The organism is Streptomyces sp. 147326 (genome assembly GCF_045000215.1).
In the GTDB taxonomy this organism is placed as follows: Bacteria; Actinomycetota; Actinomycetes; order Streptomycetales; family Streptomycetaceae; genus Streptomyces.
Genome location: NZ_CP134201.1, coordinates 3,654,144 through 3,669,568, shown reverse-complemented (window position 1 = coordinate 3,669,568; position 15,425 = coordinate 3,654,144). Strand labels below are relative to the sequence as shown.

Annotated in this window: 18 protein-coding genes and 2 pseudogenes; 10 read left to right on the top strand and 10 right to left on the bottom strand. The window is 71.4% G+C overall.

Annotated features, from left to right (window positions below):
- Positions 1-78 precede the first annotated feature (78 nt).
- Positions 79-258, top strand: a complete 180-nt coding sequence (locus RIU97_RS16195) for a hypothetical protein (RefSeq protein WP_361760648.1) — start codon at positions 79-81, stop codon at positions 256-258.
- Between the two features lie 33 nt (positions 259-291).
- Here RIU97_RS16195 and RIU97_RS16190 read toward each other — a convergent pair whose 3' ends face one another.
- Positions 292-849, bottom strand: coding sequence for a hypothetical protein (locus tag RIU97_RS16190; protein WP_404957413.1), 558 nt, complete (start codon positions 847-849; stop codon positions 292-294).
- 155 nt (positions 850-1,004) lie between these two features.
- Here RIU97_RS16190 and tsaB point away from each other — a divergent pair, with 155 nt between their 5' ends.
- From tsaB to RIU97_RS16165, 5 genes are read left to right on the top strand one after another with little or no spacing between them, the layout of a single operon-like run.
- On the top strand, positions 1,005-1,667 hold the full coding sequence (gene tsaB / locus RIU97_RS16185; protein ID WP_327415826.1) for a tRNA (adenosine(37)-N6)-threonylcarbamoyltransferase complex dimerization subunit type 1 TsaB: 663 nt from the start codon (positions 1,005-1,007) through the stop codon (positions 1,665-1,667).
- A gap of 29 nt (positions 1,668-1,696) precedes the next feature.
- Positions 1,697-2,176, top strand: a complete 480-nt coding sequence (gene rimI / locus RIU97_RS16180) for a ribosomal protein S18-alanine N-acetyltransferase (RefSeq protein WP_030710386.1) — start codon at positions 1,697-1,699, stop codon at positions 2,174-2,176.
- Positions 2,169-3,293: a tRNA (adenosine(37)-N6)-threonylcarbamoyltransferase complex transferase subunit TsaD gene (gene tsaD / locus RIU97_RS16175; protein ID WP_404957410.1), complete on the top strand. Its 1,125-nt coding sequence runs from the start codon at positions 2,169-2,171 to the stop codon at positions 3,291-3,293. The genes rimI and tsaD overlap by 8 nt, the downstream gene beginning before the upstream one ends.
- Positions 3,290-3,562, top strand: coding sequence for a hypothetical protein (locus tag RIU97_RS16170; protein WP_319727499.1), 273 nt, complete (start codon positions 3,290-3,292; stop codon positions 3,560-3,562). The genes tsaD and RIU97_RS16170 overlap by 4 nt, the downstream gene beginning before the upstream one ends.
- Before the next feature lie 52 nt (positions 3,563-3,614).
- On the top strand, positions 3,615-4,238 hold the full coding sequence (locus tag RIU97_RS16165; protein ID WP_404957408.1) for a hypothetical protein: 624 nt from the start codon (positions 3,615-3,617) through the stop codon (positions 4,236-4,238).
- A 138-nt stretch (positions 4,239-4,376) separates the two neighbouring features.
- Here RIU97_RS16165 and RIU97_RS16160 read toward each other — a convergent pair whose 3' ends face one another.
- A complete protein-coding gene (locus tag RIU97_RS16160) occupies positions 4,377-5,573 on the bottom strand; it encodes a THUMP-like domain-containing protein (protein WP_404957405.1) in 1,197 nt (398 codons plus the stop codon).
- A gap of 195 nt (positions 5,574-5,768) precedes the next feature.
- Between RIU97_RS16160 and RIU97_RS16155 the strand changes: the two genes are divergently transcribed.
- Both RIU97_RS16155 and RIU97_RS16150 read left to right on the top strand, forming a co-directional pair.
- A complete protein-coding gene (locus RIU97_RS16155) occupies positions 5,769-6,638 on the top strand; it encodes a polysaccharide deacetylase family protein (RefSeq protein ID WP_361760623.1) in 870 nt (289 codons plus the stop codon).
- On the top strand, positions 6,635-7,534 hold the full coding sequence (locus RIU97_RS16150) for a polysaccharide deacetylase family protein (RefSeq protein WP_404957402.1): 900 nt from the start codon (positions 6,635-6,637) through the stop codon (positions 7,532-7,534). The genes RIU97_RS16155 and RIU97_RS16150 overlap by 4 nt, the downstream gene beginning before the upstream one ends.
- On the opposite strand, the gene RIU97_RS16145 is transcribed toward RIU97_RS16150, so the two are convergent.
- The 5 genes and pseudogenes from RIU97_RS16145 to RIU97_RS16125 form a co-directional block, all read right to left on the bottom strand.
- Positions 7,531-8,943, bottom strand: coding sequence for an FtsW/RodA/SpoVE family cell cycle protein (locus tag RIU97_RS16145; protein ID WP_404957400.1), 1,413 nt, complete (start codon positions 8,941-8,943; stop codon positions 7,531-7,533). The genes RIU97_RS16150 and RIU97_RS16145 overlap by 4 nt on opposite strands.
- On the bottom strand, positions 8,931-9,581 hold the full coding sequence (locus tag RIU97_RS16140; RefSeq protein WP_404962854.1) for an LCP family protein: 651 nt from the start codon (positions 9,579-9,581) through the stop codon (positions 8,931-8,933). Before RIU97_RS16140 ends, RIU97_RS16145 begins: the two co-directional genes overlap by 13 nt.
- Positions 9,582-9,677: 96 nt before the next feature.
- Positions 9,678-9,725 (bottom strand): annotated as a pseudogene (locus RIU97_RS16135) (hypothetical protein); the annotation flags it as partial.
- 2 nt (positions 9,726-9,727) lie between these two features.
- Positions 9,728-10,096 (bottom strand): annotated as a pseudogene (locus RIU97_RS16130) (response regulator); the annotation flags it as partial.
- A gap of 58 nt (positions 10,097-10,154) precedes the next feature.
- A complete protein-coding gene (locus RIU97_RS16125) occupies positions 10,155-10,685 on the bottom strand; it encodes a hypothetical protein (protein WP_404957398.1) in 531 nt (176 codons plus the stop codon).
- Positions 10,686-10,942: 257 nt separating this feature from the next.
- On the opposite strand from RIU97_RS16125, the gene groES reads away from it, so the two are divergent.
- Complete coding sequence (gene groES, locus RIU97_RS16120) at positions 10,943-11,251, top strand: co-chaperone GroES (RefSeq protein ID WP_030011064.1); 309 nt, start codon at positions 10,943-10,945, stop codon at positions 11,249-11,251.
- A 112-nt stretch (positions 11,252-11,363) separates the two neighbouring features.
- Positions 11,364-12,992 (top strand): chaperonin GroEL, encoded by a 1,629-nt coding sequence (groL, locus tag RIU97_RS16115; RefSeq protein ID WP_362851991.1) that lies wholly within the window; start codon positions 11,364-11,366, stop codon positions 12,990-12,992.
- Positions 12,993-13,064: 72 nt separating this feature from the next.
- Here the strand turns inward: groL and RIU97_RS16110 are convergent, their stop codons facing one another.
- The 3 genes from RIU97_RS16110 to RIU97_RS16100 form a co-directional block, all read right to left on the bottom strand.
- Positions 13,065-13,775, bottom strand: coding sequence for an ester cyclase (locus RIU97_RS16110; protein WP_404957395.1), 711 nt, complete (start codon positions 13,773-13,775; stop codon positions 13,065-13,067).
- Between the two features lie 95 nt (positions 13,776-13,870).
- Positions 13,871-14,644, bottom strand: coding sequence for an SDR family NAD(P)-dependent oxidoreductase (locus RIU97_RS16105; RefSeq protein ID WP_404957393.1), 774 nt, complete (start codon positions 14,642-14,644; stop codon positions 13,871-13,873).
- 31 nt (positions 14,645-14,675) lie between these two features.
- Entirely contained in the window at positions 14,676-15,362 is a 687-nt protein-coding gene (locus RIU97_RS16100; protein ID WP_404962853.1) for an MOSC domain-containing protein, read from the bottom strand.
- Positions 15,363-15,425: the final 63 nt, after the last annotated feature.

Here is a 15,425-nt window from a genome sequence, read left to right as displayed (position 1 = left end):
GCAGCCCCCGTGGTGACATGGTACCGAGAGTTTCTTAGGTATGCCTAAGTTCGGTGTCCCGGGGTCCAGGAGGCAGTCATGTCGGCACCAGCAGGAGCACAGCGCGATCCCCGCCCGTCCGTCGTCTCCATGCGGACGCTGCTCGCCGCCGGAGTGGCCGCCACAGCCGTCTCGACGCCGCCCGCCCGCGAACGCGTACCGGGCGCGCCCGAGGACGGCGCATGCGAAGAGGCCGCTCCGGAATCCGAAGCGGCCTGAGTCGCACGTACGGGTGAAGCGCGGGCGTCCCGGTCAGGGAACGACGACGACCTTCGAGTTGATCGTCGCGAAGGCCCACATCGCGTCGCCGTCGGCGCGCGTCATGCGGATCCCGCCGGTCTTCTTGGCCGCGTCGGGGGCCGGCGTCGCGCCGTCCAGGCGGGCGCTGAAGCCGACCGCCACGCCCTCGGCGGTGGCGAACCGCACGACGTGCTCGATCGGCACGCCGTCCGAGCCGGTGACCGAGCCCGAGCGCGAACCGACGAGGTAGCTGCCCGCCTTCGGGTGCACCGTGCTCGGCATCACCGTGAACGACTTCGGCTCCTGCGCGGCGTCGCCCACCAGCCACACCCGCTTCTGGCCCACCGAGTAGACGACGCGCGTCCCGGTGCCGGATCCCTCCGGCACGGGCACCGGCTTCGCCGGGTCCTGCTTGGCGGCGGGCTGGCTCGGAGCGGGGGCCGCGTTCTGCGGGGCCGCCTTCGGGGGGCGCGGCGGAGCCGTGGCGGAGGCCTGGTAGCCGAGGAAGCCGACCGCGGCCACTGCCGCGATGGTGAGCCCGGCCACGATTCCCGAGCTGCTGCGTGCCACCTTGCTCCACCTCTCCGCGCTGACCGACACCTCGACCGACAGTTCGGCCGACGGCTCGACCGATACCTCAGTGATCCCTCGGTCGAAAGGTAGCAGCCGCCCTCCTTTCCGACCGTCCGCAAGGGGCGCGGCCGCCGGAGTCGTAGGCTGTTCGCGTGCTCCTGCTCGCTGTAGATACCGCCACGCCCGCCGTCACCGTCGCCCTGCACGACGGCGAGTCCGTCCTCGCCGAGTCGAACCAGGTCGACGCCCGCCGCCACGGGGAGCTGCTGCTGCCCTCCGTGGACCAGGTGCTCGCCGAGGCCGGCCTGAAGCTCGACGCCCTCACCGGCATCGTCGTCGGGGTCGGCCCCGGCCCCTACACCGGGCTCCGCGTCGGCCTCGTCACCGCCACCACCTTCGCCGCCGTGCTGGGCGTGCCCGTGCACGGCCTGTGCACGCTCGACGGCCTGGCGTACGCCGCCGGCGCCGCCGGGATCGAGGGCCCCTTCACCGTGGCCACCGACGCGCGGCGCAAGGAGGTCTACTGGGCCCGGTACGAGGACCCGCGCACGCGCGTCGGAGAGCCCGCCGTGGACCGCCCGGCCGACATCGCCGAGCAGGTCGCGGGGGTGCCCGCGGTGGGTCAGGGCGCGCTCCTGTACCCCGAGGTGTTCCCGGACGCGCGCGGCCCCGAGCACCAGTCCGCCGCCGCGCTGGCCTCACTGGCCGCGGAACGACTGGCGGCGGGGGCCGAGTTCCTGCCTCCGACCCCGCTCTACCTGCGCCGGCCCGACGCGCAGGTCCCCAAGAACTACAAGGTGGTCACCCCGCAGTGACCCCGGCGACCCCGCACACCGTGCGCGAGATGCGCTGGTGGGACATCGGGCCCGTGCTGGAACTGGAGCACGAGCTGTTCCCCGAGGACGCCTGGTCCGCCGGGATGTTCTGGTCCGAGCTCGCCCACGCCCGCGGCCCGCAGGCCACCCGCCGCTACGTCGTGGCGGAGGACGCGTCGGGGCGGCTCGTGGGATACGCCGGGCTGGCCGCCGCCGGCGACCTGGCCGACGTACAGACCATCGCGGCCGCCCGCGACCAGTGGGGGACCGGGCTCGGCGCCCGGCTCCTCACCGACCTGCTGCGCGCCGCCACCGCGTTCGAATGCGCCGAGGTGCTGCTGGAGGTGCGGGTGGACAACACCCGCGCCCAGAAGCTCTACGAGCGCTTCGGCTTCGAGCCCATCGGCTTCCGGCGCGGCTACTACCAGCCCGGCAACGTCGACGCGCTCGTCATGCGACTGACCGACCCCGCACAAGCACGAACTGAGAGCAGTGAGAGCAATGGCTGACGAACCGCTCGTCCTCGGAATCGAGACGTCCTGCGACGAGACCGGCGTCGGCATCGTCCGTGGCACGACCCTCCTCGCGGACGCCATCGCGTCGAGCGTCGACGAGCACGCGCGCTTCGGCGGCGTCGTGCCCGAGGTGGCCTCGCGGGCCCACCTGGAGGCGATGGTCCCCACCATCGAGCGCGCGCTGAAGGAGGCCGGGGTCAGCGCCCGCGACCTCGACGGCATCGCGGTCACGGCCGGGCCGGGCCTCGCGGGGGCGCTGCTGGTGGGCACCTCGGCGGCCAAGGCGTACGCGTACGCGCTGGGCAAGCCGCTCTACGGGGTGAACCACCTGGCCTCGCACATCTGCGTGGACCAGCTGGAGCACGGGCCGCTGCCGGAGCCGACGATGGCGCTGCTGGTGTCCGGCGGGCACTCCTCGCTGCTGCTGGCCCCCGACATCACCTCCGACGTACGGCCGCTCGGCGCGACCATCGACGACGCGGCGGGCGAGGCTTTCGACAAGATCGCGCGCGTGCTGCAGCTGGGCTTCCCCGGCGGTCCGGTCATCGACCGGCTCGCGCGCGAGGGCGACCCCAAGGCGATCAACTTCCCGCGCGGGCTGACGGGGCCGCGCGACGCGGCGTACGACTTCTCCTTCTCCGGGCTGAAGACGGCCGTCGCCCGCTGGATCGAGGCGAAGCGGAACGCGGGCGAGGAGGTGCCGGTGCGCGACGTGGCGGCGTCCTTCCAGGAGGCCGTGGTGGACGTGCTGACGCGCAAGGCGATCCGGGCGTGCAAGGACGAGGGCGTCGACCACCTGATGATCGGCGGCGGTGTGGCCGCCAACTCCCGGCTGCGGTCGCTGGCGCAGGAGCGGTGCGACGACGCGGGGATCGTCCTGCGGGTGCCGCGGCCGAAGCTGTGCACGGACAACGGCGCCATGGTGGCGGCGCTGGGCGCGGAGATGGTCAAGCGGAACCGGGCCCCCTCCGACTGGGACCTGTCGGCGGACTCCTCGCTGCCGGTGACCGACCCGCACGTGCCGGGCGTCCACGGGCACGGTCACGGCCACGGGCACGCCCATGACCATGACCACGTGCACGAGCTGAGCAAGGACAACCTGTACTCATGAGCACCGTCGCGCTGATGTGGGAGGCCCGGGCCGCCGACGGCCGGGGCAACGAACTCCTGGAGTGGGCCCGGGCCCAGGTCCTCGCCCGGGAGCCGGTGCGCCGCGAGGTGTTCCGGGCCCCGCAGGACCGGGTGCTCGTGATCACGTGGTGGGAGGCGGCCGAAGGGGTGTCGGCGGAACTCCCCGAACTGCCCGAGCCCGCGGCCGACTTGATCACGCGGGCCGTGCACCGCTGGCGGTTCGAGTCGGTGGAGGTCGACGGGGGCTGACCGCGCCCGCCCGGTCCGGGAGGGGTCCCGGGCTGCGGATATGGTCATGTGCATGCCTAGCCGTGACCTGCCGCCCCCGCCGCCGCCCGCGCACCTGCGCGCCTGGCTGGACGAGGACACCGTACGGGCCGACCGTGCGCGCTTCCTGCACGACCTGGGTCAACGCAGCCTGGGCATCGGGCGGTTGCTGCTGCTCTGGGCCGTCGCGGCCGTCTTCGCCCTCGGCTGGTCCTTCGTCGGCATGGCCCTGGTGGCCTTCGAGGCGGGAGACCCGGTCTCCTTCGTCCTCGGACTCGTCTTCCTCGTCGTGGGCGCCGGCGTGCTGGTCCCGGCCGGCTTCTGGTTCGCCTGGGGCGCCCGGCGCGACCGCGAGGTGCGGCGGCTGCTGTGCGCGTGGTCCGAGGCGGGCCGGGACCCGGCCGCCGACGCCCGGATGCGCGCGCCCGGCCGGAGCCTGACCTGGCTGCTGGCCTCCCTCGTACTGGGCGCGGCCGGGCTGTGGGTGACCTTCGGCGTCGCCCTGACGGCCCGCCCGGGCGAGGACACGTACGGCGAGGTCGCGTACTACATGGGCCTGGGCATGATCCTGTGGATCACCGCCCTCCTGGGCGCCGCCAAGGCGGCCGCCCACTACCGCTGGGCACTGCGCGCCGTCCGCCCGGCCCGCACGGCGTAGCCCGGGGACCGAAGGCCGCCGGCTCCGGCCCGCGCCGGCTCCGCCGGTCGGGCCCGCCACATGCGCTGCGCCGGGTGCCGGGCCGTCGCGTGCGCCGCGTCGGCGCTGCCCGTCGCCGGGCCGCGGCCGCGCGGGAAGTCACTGCTCGGGCAGCGCCGCAGGCGGCACGGCGGGACGGCCGATCAGCATGGACGGGGCGCCCGCCACGCGGGTCAGGAAGACCGTCGCCGCGTTCGGGCCCTGTGGTTTGACCTTCCTGCGCAGCTCCTCCGGTTCGATCGCCGAGCCGCGCTTCTTCACGGTCAGGACGCCGACCCCGCGCTCGCGCAGCAGGGCCTTCAGCTTCTTCAGGCCGAAGGGCAGCACGTCGGTGATCTCGTACGCGGTCGCGTACGGGGTCGCGCGCAGCTCGTCGGCGGTGATGTAGGCGATGGTCGGGTCGATGAGCCGGCCGTCCAGCTGCTCGGCCACCTCGGCGACCAGGTGGGCGCGGATGACGGCGCCGTCGGGCTCGTAGAGCCAGCGGCCGACCGGGCCGGCCGGCGGATCGGGCAGCGGATCGGCGGTCCGCAGCTCGCGCGGCCCGGGCAGCAGGGTGGCGCGCACGGTTCCGGGGGCGGTTCCGAACCAGAGCACCGCCTCCTTGACGTCACCCTGGTCGGAGATCCACTCGGCCTCGGCCTCCTCGGGCACGGCCTCGTGCGGGATCCCGGGGGCGATCTTGACGGCCGCGTACTTCGCCGTACGGGCGGTGGCGACGGCCCAGGACAGCGGCGGCGAGTACGACTCCGGGTCGAAGACCCGGCCGCGCCCCCCGCGCCGGGCCGGGTCGATGAAGACGGCGTCGTAGCCGGAGGTGTCCACCTCGGTCACGTCCGCCTCCCGGACCTCGATCAGGTCCGCCAGCCCCAGCGCCCCGGCATTGGCCCGCGCGACGGCGACCGTCAGCGGGTCGCGGTCCACCGCGAGCACCCGGATGCCGAGCCGGGCCAGGGCGAGGGCGTCGCCGCCGATGCCGCAGCACAGGTCCGCGAGGCTGCGCACGCCGAGGGCCGCGAGCCGCTCCGCCCGGTACGAGGCCACGGACGCGCGGGTGGCCATCTCGCCGCCGCCGGGCGTGAAGTACATCCGGAAGGCGTCCTCGGCGCCGAACTTCGCCACCGCGCGCTGCCGCAGCCCGGCCTGCCCGAGCGCGGCGGACACCAGCCCGGCGGGGTGCTCGCGGCGCAGCCGGGTGGCCACGGCCAGCTCCTGGGCGGGGTCGTAGTCCCGGAGCGAGTCGAGGAGGGCGCGGCCCTCGGGGGTGAGGAGGGCGGCGAAGTCTTCGGGGGTCACGGGTCCATTGTCGGCGACGGGCCGGACCCGGACGGTGTGGGCCAGTCGAAGGAAGGTGGGACCGCGTTCGCGGTGTCTTCCGGGGAGCCCGTGTGTCGGGTGCCAGGATGCGCTGCTATGCAGCTAGTACGACAAAAAGGAAATAAGTCGCAACAGGGTCACCGGTACGCGGCAGGTCCGCGCGGCCGGTTCGGGGTGGCCGTCGCAGCCCTGCTCGTCGCCGCCCTCGGAACGGCCTGCGGATCCGGGGACTCCGGGCCGGACAAGGCCGCGAAGGAGAAGGCTGCCAAGGCCGCCGAGGCGGGCGCCGCGGGTGCGCTCAGCGCCGCCGAGAAGGCCAAGGCGGCCCAGCAGGCGCGCGTCGTCGCGGCGAAGAAGTGGGGCCTGCGCAAGACCCCGCTCACCGCCCCGCCCGCGCCGAAGGAGAAGCCCGAGATCACCACGCGGGACGGCTTCGAGGTGGAGGACCAGGAGGAGTACCCCCACGTCTTCACCACCGTCCCGACCGAGGACAAGGTCGTCTTCCTGACGATCGACGACGGCTCGGAGAAGGACCCCGAGTTCCTGAAGATGATGCAGGAGCTCAAGATCCCGTACACGGCCTTCCTCAGCGACTACGTCGTGCGGGACAACTACCCGTACTTCAAGCAGATGCAGGCCGCGGGGGTCACGCTCAACAACCACACGCTCAACCACCGCTACATGCCGGGCCTGTCGTACGAGCAGCAGCGCGAGGAGATCTGCGGTCAGCAGGACACCATCCAGAAGCAGTTCGGCAAGCGGCCGACCCTCTTCCGGCCGCCGTACGGCAACTACAACCAGGACACGCTGCGCGCGGCCAAGTCCTGCGGCATCAAGGCCGTCCCGCTGTGGAACGCCGAGGCGTTCACGAACCGCATGGACTACCGCGAGTGGGACCGGGACCTGCACCCCGGTGACATCATCCTCACGCACTTCCGCGGCAAGGAGGACTGGAAGGGCACGATGCCTGACATGATCCGTCATGTCATGAAGACCGTCACGGACAAGGGATACGCCGTGGCTCGCCTGGAGGATTATCTGTGAAGCACGCGCGCCGGTTGGTAGCCGGAACGCTGGCGGCCGGCGCGCTCGCGCTGTCCCTGACGGGGTGCGGGGACAGCGCGGACCCCACCGAACGACTGGGCCGCAAGACGCAGGAGACGCAGGGGACGCCGGAGTCGAAGCTGCCGGCGGACGCCGGTTCCGCCGGTCCGTCGGGGACACCGTCGGCCCCGGGGTCCGCCTCTGACGAGGCGTACAAGAAGTGGGGCCTGACGGCCCCCCTCTCCTTCGCGCCGAAGCCCGCCCAGAAGCCGCAGATACCGAAGGCGGCCCCGGGCAAGGTCCCGGTGGTCGACCGAATACCCGTCCCGGCCGGGGAGAAGACGGTTTTCCTGACCTTCGACGACGGCGCGGAGAAGGACCCCGAGTTCCTGAAGATGGCGGCCGATCTCAAACTGCCGATCAGCATGTTCCTCACAGACAACGTGGCCGCCTCGGACTACGGGCACTTCGAGAAGCTCCGCGACAACGGCTCGGCGAGCACGATAAACAACCACACGCTGTCGCACCCGAACCTCCGGACCCTGCCCTTCGAGGGGCAGAAGAAGGAGATATGCGGCCAGCAGGAGCGTCTGGAGAAGCGCTTCGGCACGCGCCCGCCGCTCTTCCGCCCGCCCTTCGGCAACTACAACGACGACACCCTCCGGGCCGCCTCGGAGTGCGGTGTCTCGTCCCTGGTCCTGTGGCGGGTGTCGATGCAGATCAACAACTTCCAGTACGCCGAGGGCTCCGCCCTCCGCCCGGGCGACATCATCCTGGCCCACTTCCGCGGCCCGGCAGAGCTCAAGGGCGCGACGGAGACCCAGATGACGGCGCGCATGCTGCAGCGGATCCAGGAACAGGGCTACCGCATAGGCCGCCTGGAGGACTACCTCTAGCCGCGGGCGCCGCTCTCCACCCGCACCACCGGGGTGATCGTGGTCTCCACCGGACCGCGGGCGTCCGCCTCGCGCTGGCGTTCCGCGCTGTCGCTGATGCGCAGGAGCAGGGCAATCATGATCCAGTTGGCCAGGAGGGACGAGCCGCCCTTGGCCAGGAAGGGCAGTGCCTTGCCGGTCAGGGGGATCAAGCCCGTCACGCCGCCCGCGACCACGAACACCTGCAGGGCCAGCGCCGAGGCCAGGCCGACCGCCAGCAGCTTGCCGAAGGGGTCGCGGGCGCCGAGCGCCATCCGCAGCCCCCGCTGCACGAGGAGTGCGTAGAGGATCAGGACGGCCATGACTCCGGCCAGGCCGAGCTCCTCGCCCACCGTGGTCAGGATGAAGTCGCTGCGCCCGGCGAACGCGATCAGCTCGGGGTGGCCCATGCCCAGGCCGGTTCCGGAGACGCCGCCCGTGCCGAAGCTGAACAGCGCCTGCGCCGACTGGTCCGAGGTGACCCCCGGCGGCCGGTTCTCCCAGTAGTACGACAGCGGGTTGAGCCACGCCGCCACGCGCGCCTTGACGTGCGGCTCCGTCGACCCGACGACGAAGGCGCCGGCCGAGGCCATGACCAGGCCGCAGACGATCCAGCTGGTGCGCTCGGTGGCGACGTACAGCATCACCACGAACACGCCGAAGAAGATCAGCGAGGTGCCCAGGTCGCGCTCGAAGACCAGCACCAGCATCGAGACGATCCACACCGTGACGATCGGACCCAGCTGGCGCATCGGCGGCAGCCGCATGCCCAGGAACCTGCGGCCCGTGAGCGCCAGCGAGTCCCGGTGGATGACCAGGTACCCGGCGAAGAAGACCGCGATCATGATCTTCACGAACTCGCCGGGCTGCAGCGAGAATCCGAAGAGTTTGATCCAGCGCTTCGCGCCGTAGGTGTCCGCACCGAAGAAGGCCGGCGCGATCAGCAGCACCAGCGCGACGGCCATCGTGATGTAGATGAACCGCTGCAGCAGCCGGTGGTCGCGCAGCAGCGCCAGCACCAGGAGGCAGGCGGCGACCCCGACCACCGTCCACATCAGCTGCCCGGGGGCGTTCGCGTCCGAGTTGTAGCGCTCGATGTAGCCCTGGTCGAGGCGGTGCAGCAGCACCAGCCCGAGCCCCGTCAGCAGCATGGCGAGGGGGAGGATCAGCGGGTCCGCGTAGGCCGCGAAACGGCGCACGCCCAAGTGCCCCACCAGCGACAGCAGGGTCATGCTGATGGTGAAGCCGGCGAGGTTGGGCGGCAGCTCGTCGTTCATGGCGAGGCCCGCGGCGACGTGGCCGAAGACCGCGATGGCGATGACGAAGGCCAGCAGCAGCGCCTCCGTGCGGCGGCGGGCGCCCGCCGAGGTCAGGGGCTTCAGTCCACGCACGGGATGCCGCCACCGTCCTTGGGGGCGGACGGGGAGGGCGGTGAGGAGGGCGGCGGGGGTGCCGCCTCCGGCGAGGACGGGGGTGAGGACGGTGCGCCGGGGCCGGGGGAAGCCTTCGGTCCGATCTGCTCGGTAATGAGGCGCTTTATCTTCATATCATCTACGACGTTGATGTCCTCCCCATGGTTCCTTCCGAAGCCTTCGATCGGAAGCGTCGTGAAGTGCACCTTCCCCCCCCCGGACAGGTTCTTGGCCTGCTTCACGAACGCCGGCAGGTCCCAGCCCTCGTCCGTGACCACGTCCTTCTTCGCGGCGTCGATCAGCCTGATCAGCTTCGTCGGGTCGGTGAAGGTCCCGGCCGAGTTCAGCTTCTTCGTCGCGCCCGCGAGGAAGGCCTGCTGCCGCTTCGTCCGGTCCAGATCGCCCATGTCGAGGCCGTGCCGCTGGCGCACGAAGGCCAGGGACTGCCGGCCGTCGAGCGTCTGCGGGCCCGCCGGGAAGCCGGCGCCGGAGTACTTGTCCTTCACCGCCTTGTTCAGGCACACCGGTACGCCGCCCAGCGCGTCGGCGAGGTGGTGGAAACCGGCCAGGTTCAGCTCGGCGAAGTGATCGACCGGGACGCCCAGGAAGTTCCGCACCGTCTCCAGCTCGTGGGAGGCGTCCGCGGTGAATTGCCGCTGCCGGTTGTCGGAGCGCTCCAGCCGGTCGAGGGTGTTGTTGACGGTCCGGGCGAGCTGCGCGATCTCGTCGGCCCCGCCCGGGTCCGGAACCCGCCGGTCCAGGCGCCGGCCCGGCGGGCCGGCGCGCGGATCCGGGCGGCCAGGACCACGAAGGAGAACGGCTTGGTGAGGTAGTCGTCGGCGCCGCAGTCCAGCCCCTCGGCCTCGTCGTACTCGCCGTCCCGGGCGGTGAGCATCAGGACCGGGGTGGTGTCCCCGTGGGCACGCATGCGGGCGCAGATCTCGTAGCCGCTCAGGCCGGGGAGCATCAGGTCGAGCAGGACGACGTCGTACGGGCCGCCGGCGAGGGCGAGGGCGAGGTCCAGGCCGCGGTGGCCGTCGTGCGCGACCTCGACCAGGTGTCCGTCGGCGGACAGGCCGCGCCGCAGGGACTCGGCGAGGCCTTCTTCGTCTTCGACCACGAGGATGCGCACGGCCCCAAGCCTCATACATCGGGCCAACCGGCCGTCGCGGGACCCGGTTCCGAGGGGCTCAGTGCGAGACGTCCGCGGAATCGGCGGGGTTCGTGGATACGGCCGGGTCCGCCGGTGCGGCGGGGGCCGTGGGGTCCTCAGTGCCGTCGCGCCGGCGCCGGCGGCGGTCGAAGGCGTCGCGGGTGGTCGAGGTCAGCGCCCAGGCCGGGAACGCGAAGCCGGTCAGGCCCAGGCCCATGGGCGCGAGCGAGGTGAGGAGGTCCGGCCGCACGGCCTTGTCGGCCGACGGTCCGCTGACGAGGGAGGCCACCGGTGCCTTCGGCCGGGTCTCGAAGCGGCCCTCGATCTCGATCCCGCGGATCGTGAACGATCCGTCGGAGGCGGTGAAGGATCCCTTGCAGGTGGCCTCCGGGTCCCCCTCCGAGTCCTCCTCCCACGTGCACCGCTCTGCGCGGAAGCTGCCCTCCACCCCCGTCAGCTGGGTCACCAGCCGCGGTACGGCCAACGCGAACGCGAAGATCCCGAAGGCGAGGCCGACGGCGATCGGGATGGCGTGATGCCAGCGCACCCCTGAGTTTGTCCTGGTCATGCGGGGGAGAGTAGTGATCCCGAACGTGCGTGCGCCCTGATTTTCGCGGTTCCGGGCCCGGTCCGCGCAACGCCCGACCGTCGAGAATTGGCACTCCGCTTGACCGAGTGCTAATCGCCGGAATAGTCTCGCACCTGGCACTCGCCCCTGGTGAGTGCCAACACAGCGACAGGCAGATCCGGCACCCGCGACGACGGATCGACCTGGTCGCCACCTCAGACAGTTAACCCCGGATCTCCGAAGGGGGAGGTCGGATCGTGACGACCGCCAGCTCCAAGGTTGCCATCAAGCCGCTTGAGGACCGCATTGTGGTCCAGCCGCTCGACGCCGAGCAGACCACGGCCTCCGGCCTGGTCATCCCGGACACTGCGAAGGAGAAGCCCCAGGAGGGCGTCGTCCTCGCGGTGGGCCCGGGTCGCTTCGAGGACGGCCAGCGTCTCCCGCTGGACGTCACCGTCGGCGACATCGTGCTCTACAGCAAGTACGGCGGCACCGAAGTGAAGTACAGCGGCGAGGAATACCTCGTCCTCTCGGCCCGCGACGTGCTCGCGATCGTCGAGAAGTAATTCTCTTCATCAGTACTGCTTTGAGCTGCGCCCCTGGTCACCCCGCTGATTGCCGGGCGGCGAGGGGCGCAGCTCGTTAAACCCGAGTTTTCGAGAGGGCTGAACCGCTCCCATGGCGAAGATCCTGAAGTTCGACGAGGACGCCCGTCGCGCCCTCGAGCGCGGCGTCAACAAGCTTGCCGACACGGTCAAGGTGACGATCGGCCCCAAGGGCCGCAACGTCGTCATCGACAAGAAGTTCGGCGCCCCCACCATCACCAACGACGGTGTCACCATCGCCCGCGAGGTCGAGCTGGACGACCCGTACGAGAACCTGGGCGCGCAGCTCGTGAAGGAGGTGGCGACCAAGACCAACGACATCGCGGGTGACGGCACCACCACCGCCACCGTGCTGGCCCAGGCGCTGGTCCGCGAGGGTCTGCGCAACGTCGCCGCGGGTGCCTCCCCGGCCGCCCTGAAGAAGGGCATCGACGCCGCGGTCAAGGCCGTCTCCGAGGAGCTCCTCGCGACCGCCCGCCCGATCGAGGACAAGTCCGACATCGCCGCCGTGGCCGCGCTCTCCGCGCAGGACACCCAGGTCGGCGAGCTCATCGCCGAGGCGATGGACAAGGTCGGCAAGGACGGTGTCATCACCGTCGAGGAGTCCAACACCTTCGGCCTGGAGCTGGAGTTCACCGAGGGCATGGCCTTCGACAAGGGCTACCTCTCCCCGTACATGGTCTCCGACCAGGAGCGTATGGAGGCCGTCCTCGACGACCCGTACATCCTGATCAACCAGGGCAAGATCTCCTCGATCCAGGACCTCCTGCCCCTGCTGGAGAAGGTCATCCAGGCCGGCGGCTCCCGCCCGCTGCTGATCATCGCCGAGGACGTCGAGGGCGAGGCGCTCTCCACCCTCGTCGTCAACAAGATCCGCGGCACCTTCAACGCGGTCGCCGTCAAGGCCCCCGGCTTCGGTGACCGCCGCAAGGCGATGCTCCAGGACATGGCCACCCTCACCGGTGCCACCGTCATCGCCGAGGAGGTCGGCCTCAAGCTCGACCAGGCCGGTCTGGACGTCCTGGGCTCCGCCCGCCGCGTGACCATCTCCAAGGACGACACCACCATCGTCGACGGTGGCGGCAGCCACGACGAGGTCGTCGGCCGCGTCAACCAGATCAAGGCCGAGATCGAGTCCACCGACTCGGACTGGGACCGCGAGAAGCTGCAGGAGCGCCTGGCGAAGCTCGCCGGCGGCGTCTGCGTCATCAAGGTCGGCGCCGCCACCGAGGTGGAGCTCAAGGAGAAGAAGCACCGCCTCGAGGACGCCATCTCGGCGACCCGCGCCGCGGTCGAGGAGGGCATCGTCTCCGGCGGTGGCTCCGCGCTCGTCCACGCCGTCAAGGTCCTCGAGGGCAACCTCGGCCTGTCGGGCGACGAGGCCACCGGTGTCGCGGTCGTGCGCCGCGCCGCCGTCGAGCCGCTGCGCTGGATCGCCGAGAACGCCGGTCTCGAGGGTTACGTCATCACCTCGAAGGTCGCCGAGCTCGACAAGGGCCAGGGCTTCAACGCCGCCACCGGCGAGTACGGCGACCTGGTCAAGGCCGGCGTCATCGACCCGGTGAAGGTCACCCGTTCCGCGCTGGAGAACGCCGCCTCCATCGCCTCCCTGCTGCTCACGACCGAGACCCTGGTCGTCGAGAAGCCGGCGGAGGACGAGGGCGACGCCGGTCACGGCCACGGTCACGGCCACAGCCACTGATCGCGCACCACGCAGAGAAGGCCCCGTTCCGCAGTCGCGGAGCGGGGCCTTCCGCGTGGTTCGGCTTCGGCCTCAGGATCCGTAGGGCGATCCGGACCCGCCCATCTGGCGCTGCAGGGCTCCGGGGTTGTAGTGCCACCAGCCCTCGGTGATCTCTCCGTCCTGGCACCGGAAGGTGGTGCTCCCGGACATCTCGTACGTCTTCCCGGTCGGTGCGACCCCCATGAACTCTCCCTTGTGGGTGCCGCGCCAGTTCCACACCGTCGTGACCATGTCGCCCTCGGCCAGCCGGGCCGTCGGCTCGAAGGTCATGTCGAAGGCCGTACGCCACGTCTCCATGTCCGACCGCATGGCGTCGCGTCCGATGACGGTGGGCTCCTCCCTGCTGGCGTCGTGGTTGATGTAGTTCGTCGCGAAGCAGTCGTCGAAGACGCTCATGTTCCCGGCCATGGCGGCCTCCTGGAACACCCGGTCGGCGAGCTGCTTGTTGAGGTGCTCGTCGCGGACCACGTCGAGGTTCATGAACTTCGGCATTCCCTCACAGAGGGCCACCATCTCCTGGAACATCCGGTCCGTCTCGGGGAGCTGAGAGTTCTTCATGGCCTCCTCGTACGAGGCGAATTCCACCATGTCCACGTAGTGGTTCCGGGCCTCGCGGTCCTGGCCGATCATCGTGTGCGTGGCGGTGCGCCTGCCGCTGCTCTGCTCCGCCCAGCGGTCGATGAGCGCGTTCATCTCATCGAACCGCCTGGTCTCATAATCGATCACTTGTACGAATGTCATCGCGTCGCCTCCCGCTGGAGATGGGACATGTCCAGTTTAGGGAGGGTTCGCCCGTTTGGCGGCTCGGTGGCGGGCTTACCGGCCGGTCACGAACGCTACTGGGGCCCGTACTTGCGGCCCGTACGCGAGGACACCCCGCCCAGCAGTCCGCGCGGCGTCAGCTTCACCACGCCCATCAGCGCCTTGTACCGCGGGTCCGGAATCGACACCGTCTTCCCCCGCGCCAGGTCGGCCAGGGCCGCCGCCACCAGCTTGTCGGCGTCCAGCCACATCCAGCCGGGGATGTTGTCCGTGCCCATGCCGGCGCGCTGGTGGAACTCCGTACGGACGAAGCCGGGGCACAGCGCCATCAGCCGCACGCCGGACCCCGCCAGGTCCCGCGCCGCGCCCTGGGTGAACTGCACGACCCAGGCCTTGCTCGCCCCGTACGTGCCGCGCGGCACGAAGGCGGCCACCGAGGCCACGTTGATCACGCCGCCGCGGCCGCGCGAGCGCATCGACCGCGTGGCCGCCGAAGTCAGCCGCAGGACCGCCTCGATGTGCACCTTCAGCATGCTCAGCTCGTCGGCCATGGAGACCTCGAGGTAGCGGCCCTTGTTGCCGAAGCCGGCGTTGTTGACCAGCAGGTCCACCGGGTGCGTACGGTCGTCGAGGCGCTGCTCCACCGCCGCGATGCCCTCCTCGGTGGAGAGGTCGGCGGCCAGCACCTCGGCCTCGATCCCGTGCCGGTCGTGCAGCTCGGTGGCCTGCTCGCCCAGCCGCTTGGTGTCGCGTGCCACCAGCACCAGGTTGTGCCCCTGGGCGGCGAGCCGCCGGGCGAATGCGGCGCCGATGCCCGCCGTGGATCCCGTAATCAACGCAGTCGTCATAGGCGCAACCTAGCCGCCCCGGGTGACGGTGCTACCGCGCCCCGGCGCCGGCCCCCTGCTTCTCCATGTACCGGCGCACCCGCTCGTGGGCCTCGGGTTCCATCGCCGCACCCGCCGCCAGGGTGCGCGGCAGCAGCGCGCGCTCGGTGGTGAAGGCGCGGAACCACAGCTCCACCGTCACCTCGTGGTCCGGCCGGTGGATGACCTCGACGGGATCGCCGGGGGAGACCGAACCCTCCCGGATCACCCGCAGGTACGCGCCCGGGCGGACCACCCGGGTGAACCGCCTGACCCAGCCGGTCTCGCCCATGACCCCCTGGAAGGTCCGGCAGGGAATGCGGGCCGAGGCCACCTCGAGGACGAGCTCCGCGCCGACCCGCCAGCGGTCGCCCAGTCGCGCGGTGTTCAGGTCGATGCCGGAGGTGGTGAAGTTCTCCCCGAAGATCCCGCCGGGCAGCTCGCGGCCCAGCTCGCCCTCCCACCAGTCCAGGTCCTCGCGCGCGTACGCGTAGACGGCCTGGTGGTCGCCGCCGTGGTGGCGCCGGTCGCAGACGGCGTCCCCCTCCAGGCCGCTGCCGAGGCCGGTGGCCTTCGAGCCGGGGGTGCGGACGCGGACCGGCCCGGGGACGGGGCGCTTGCCGATGCCCGTCACCCCGCCCTCGGCGTCGGTGTAGTCGACGGCCGTGGCGCGGCCGAGGTTCACGGAGATCAGTTGCATGGTGCCCATGGGGGAACACGCTAGCCGCGAGCGGGACCCAAAGCGTCCCAGAGACATTCGCGC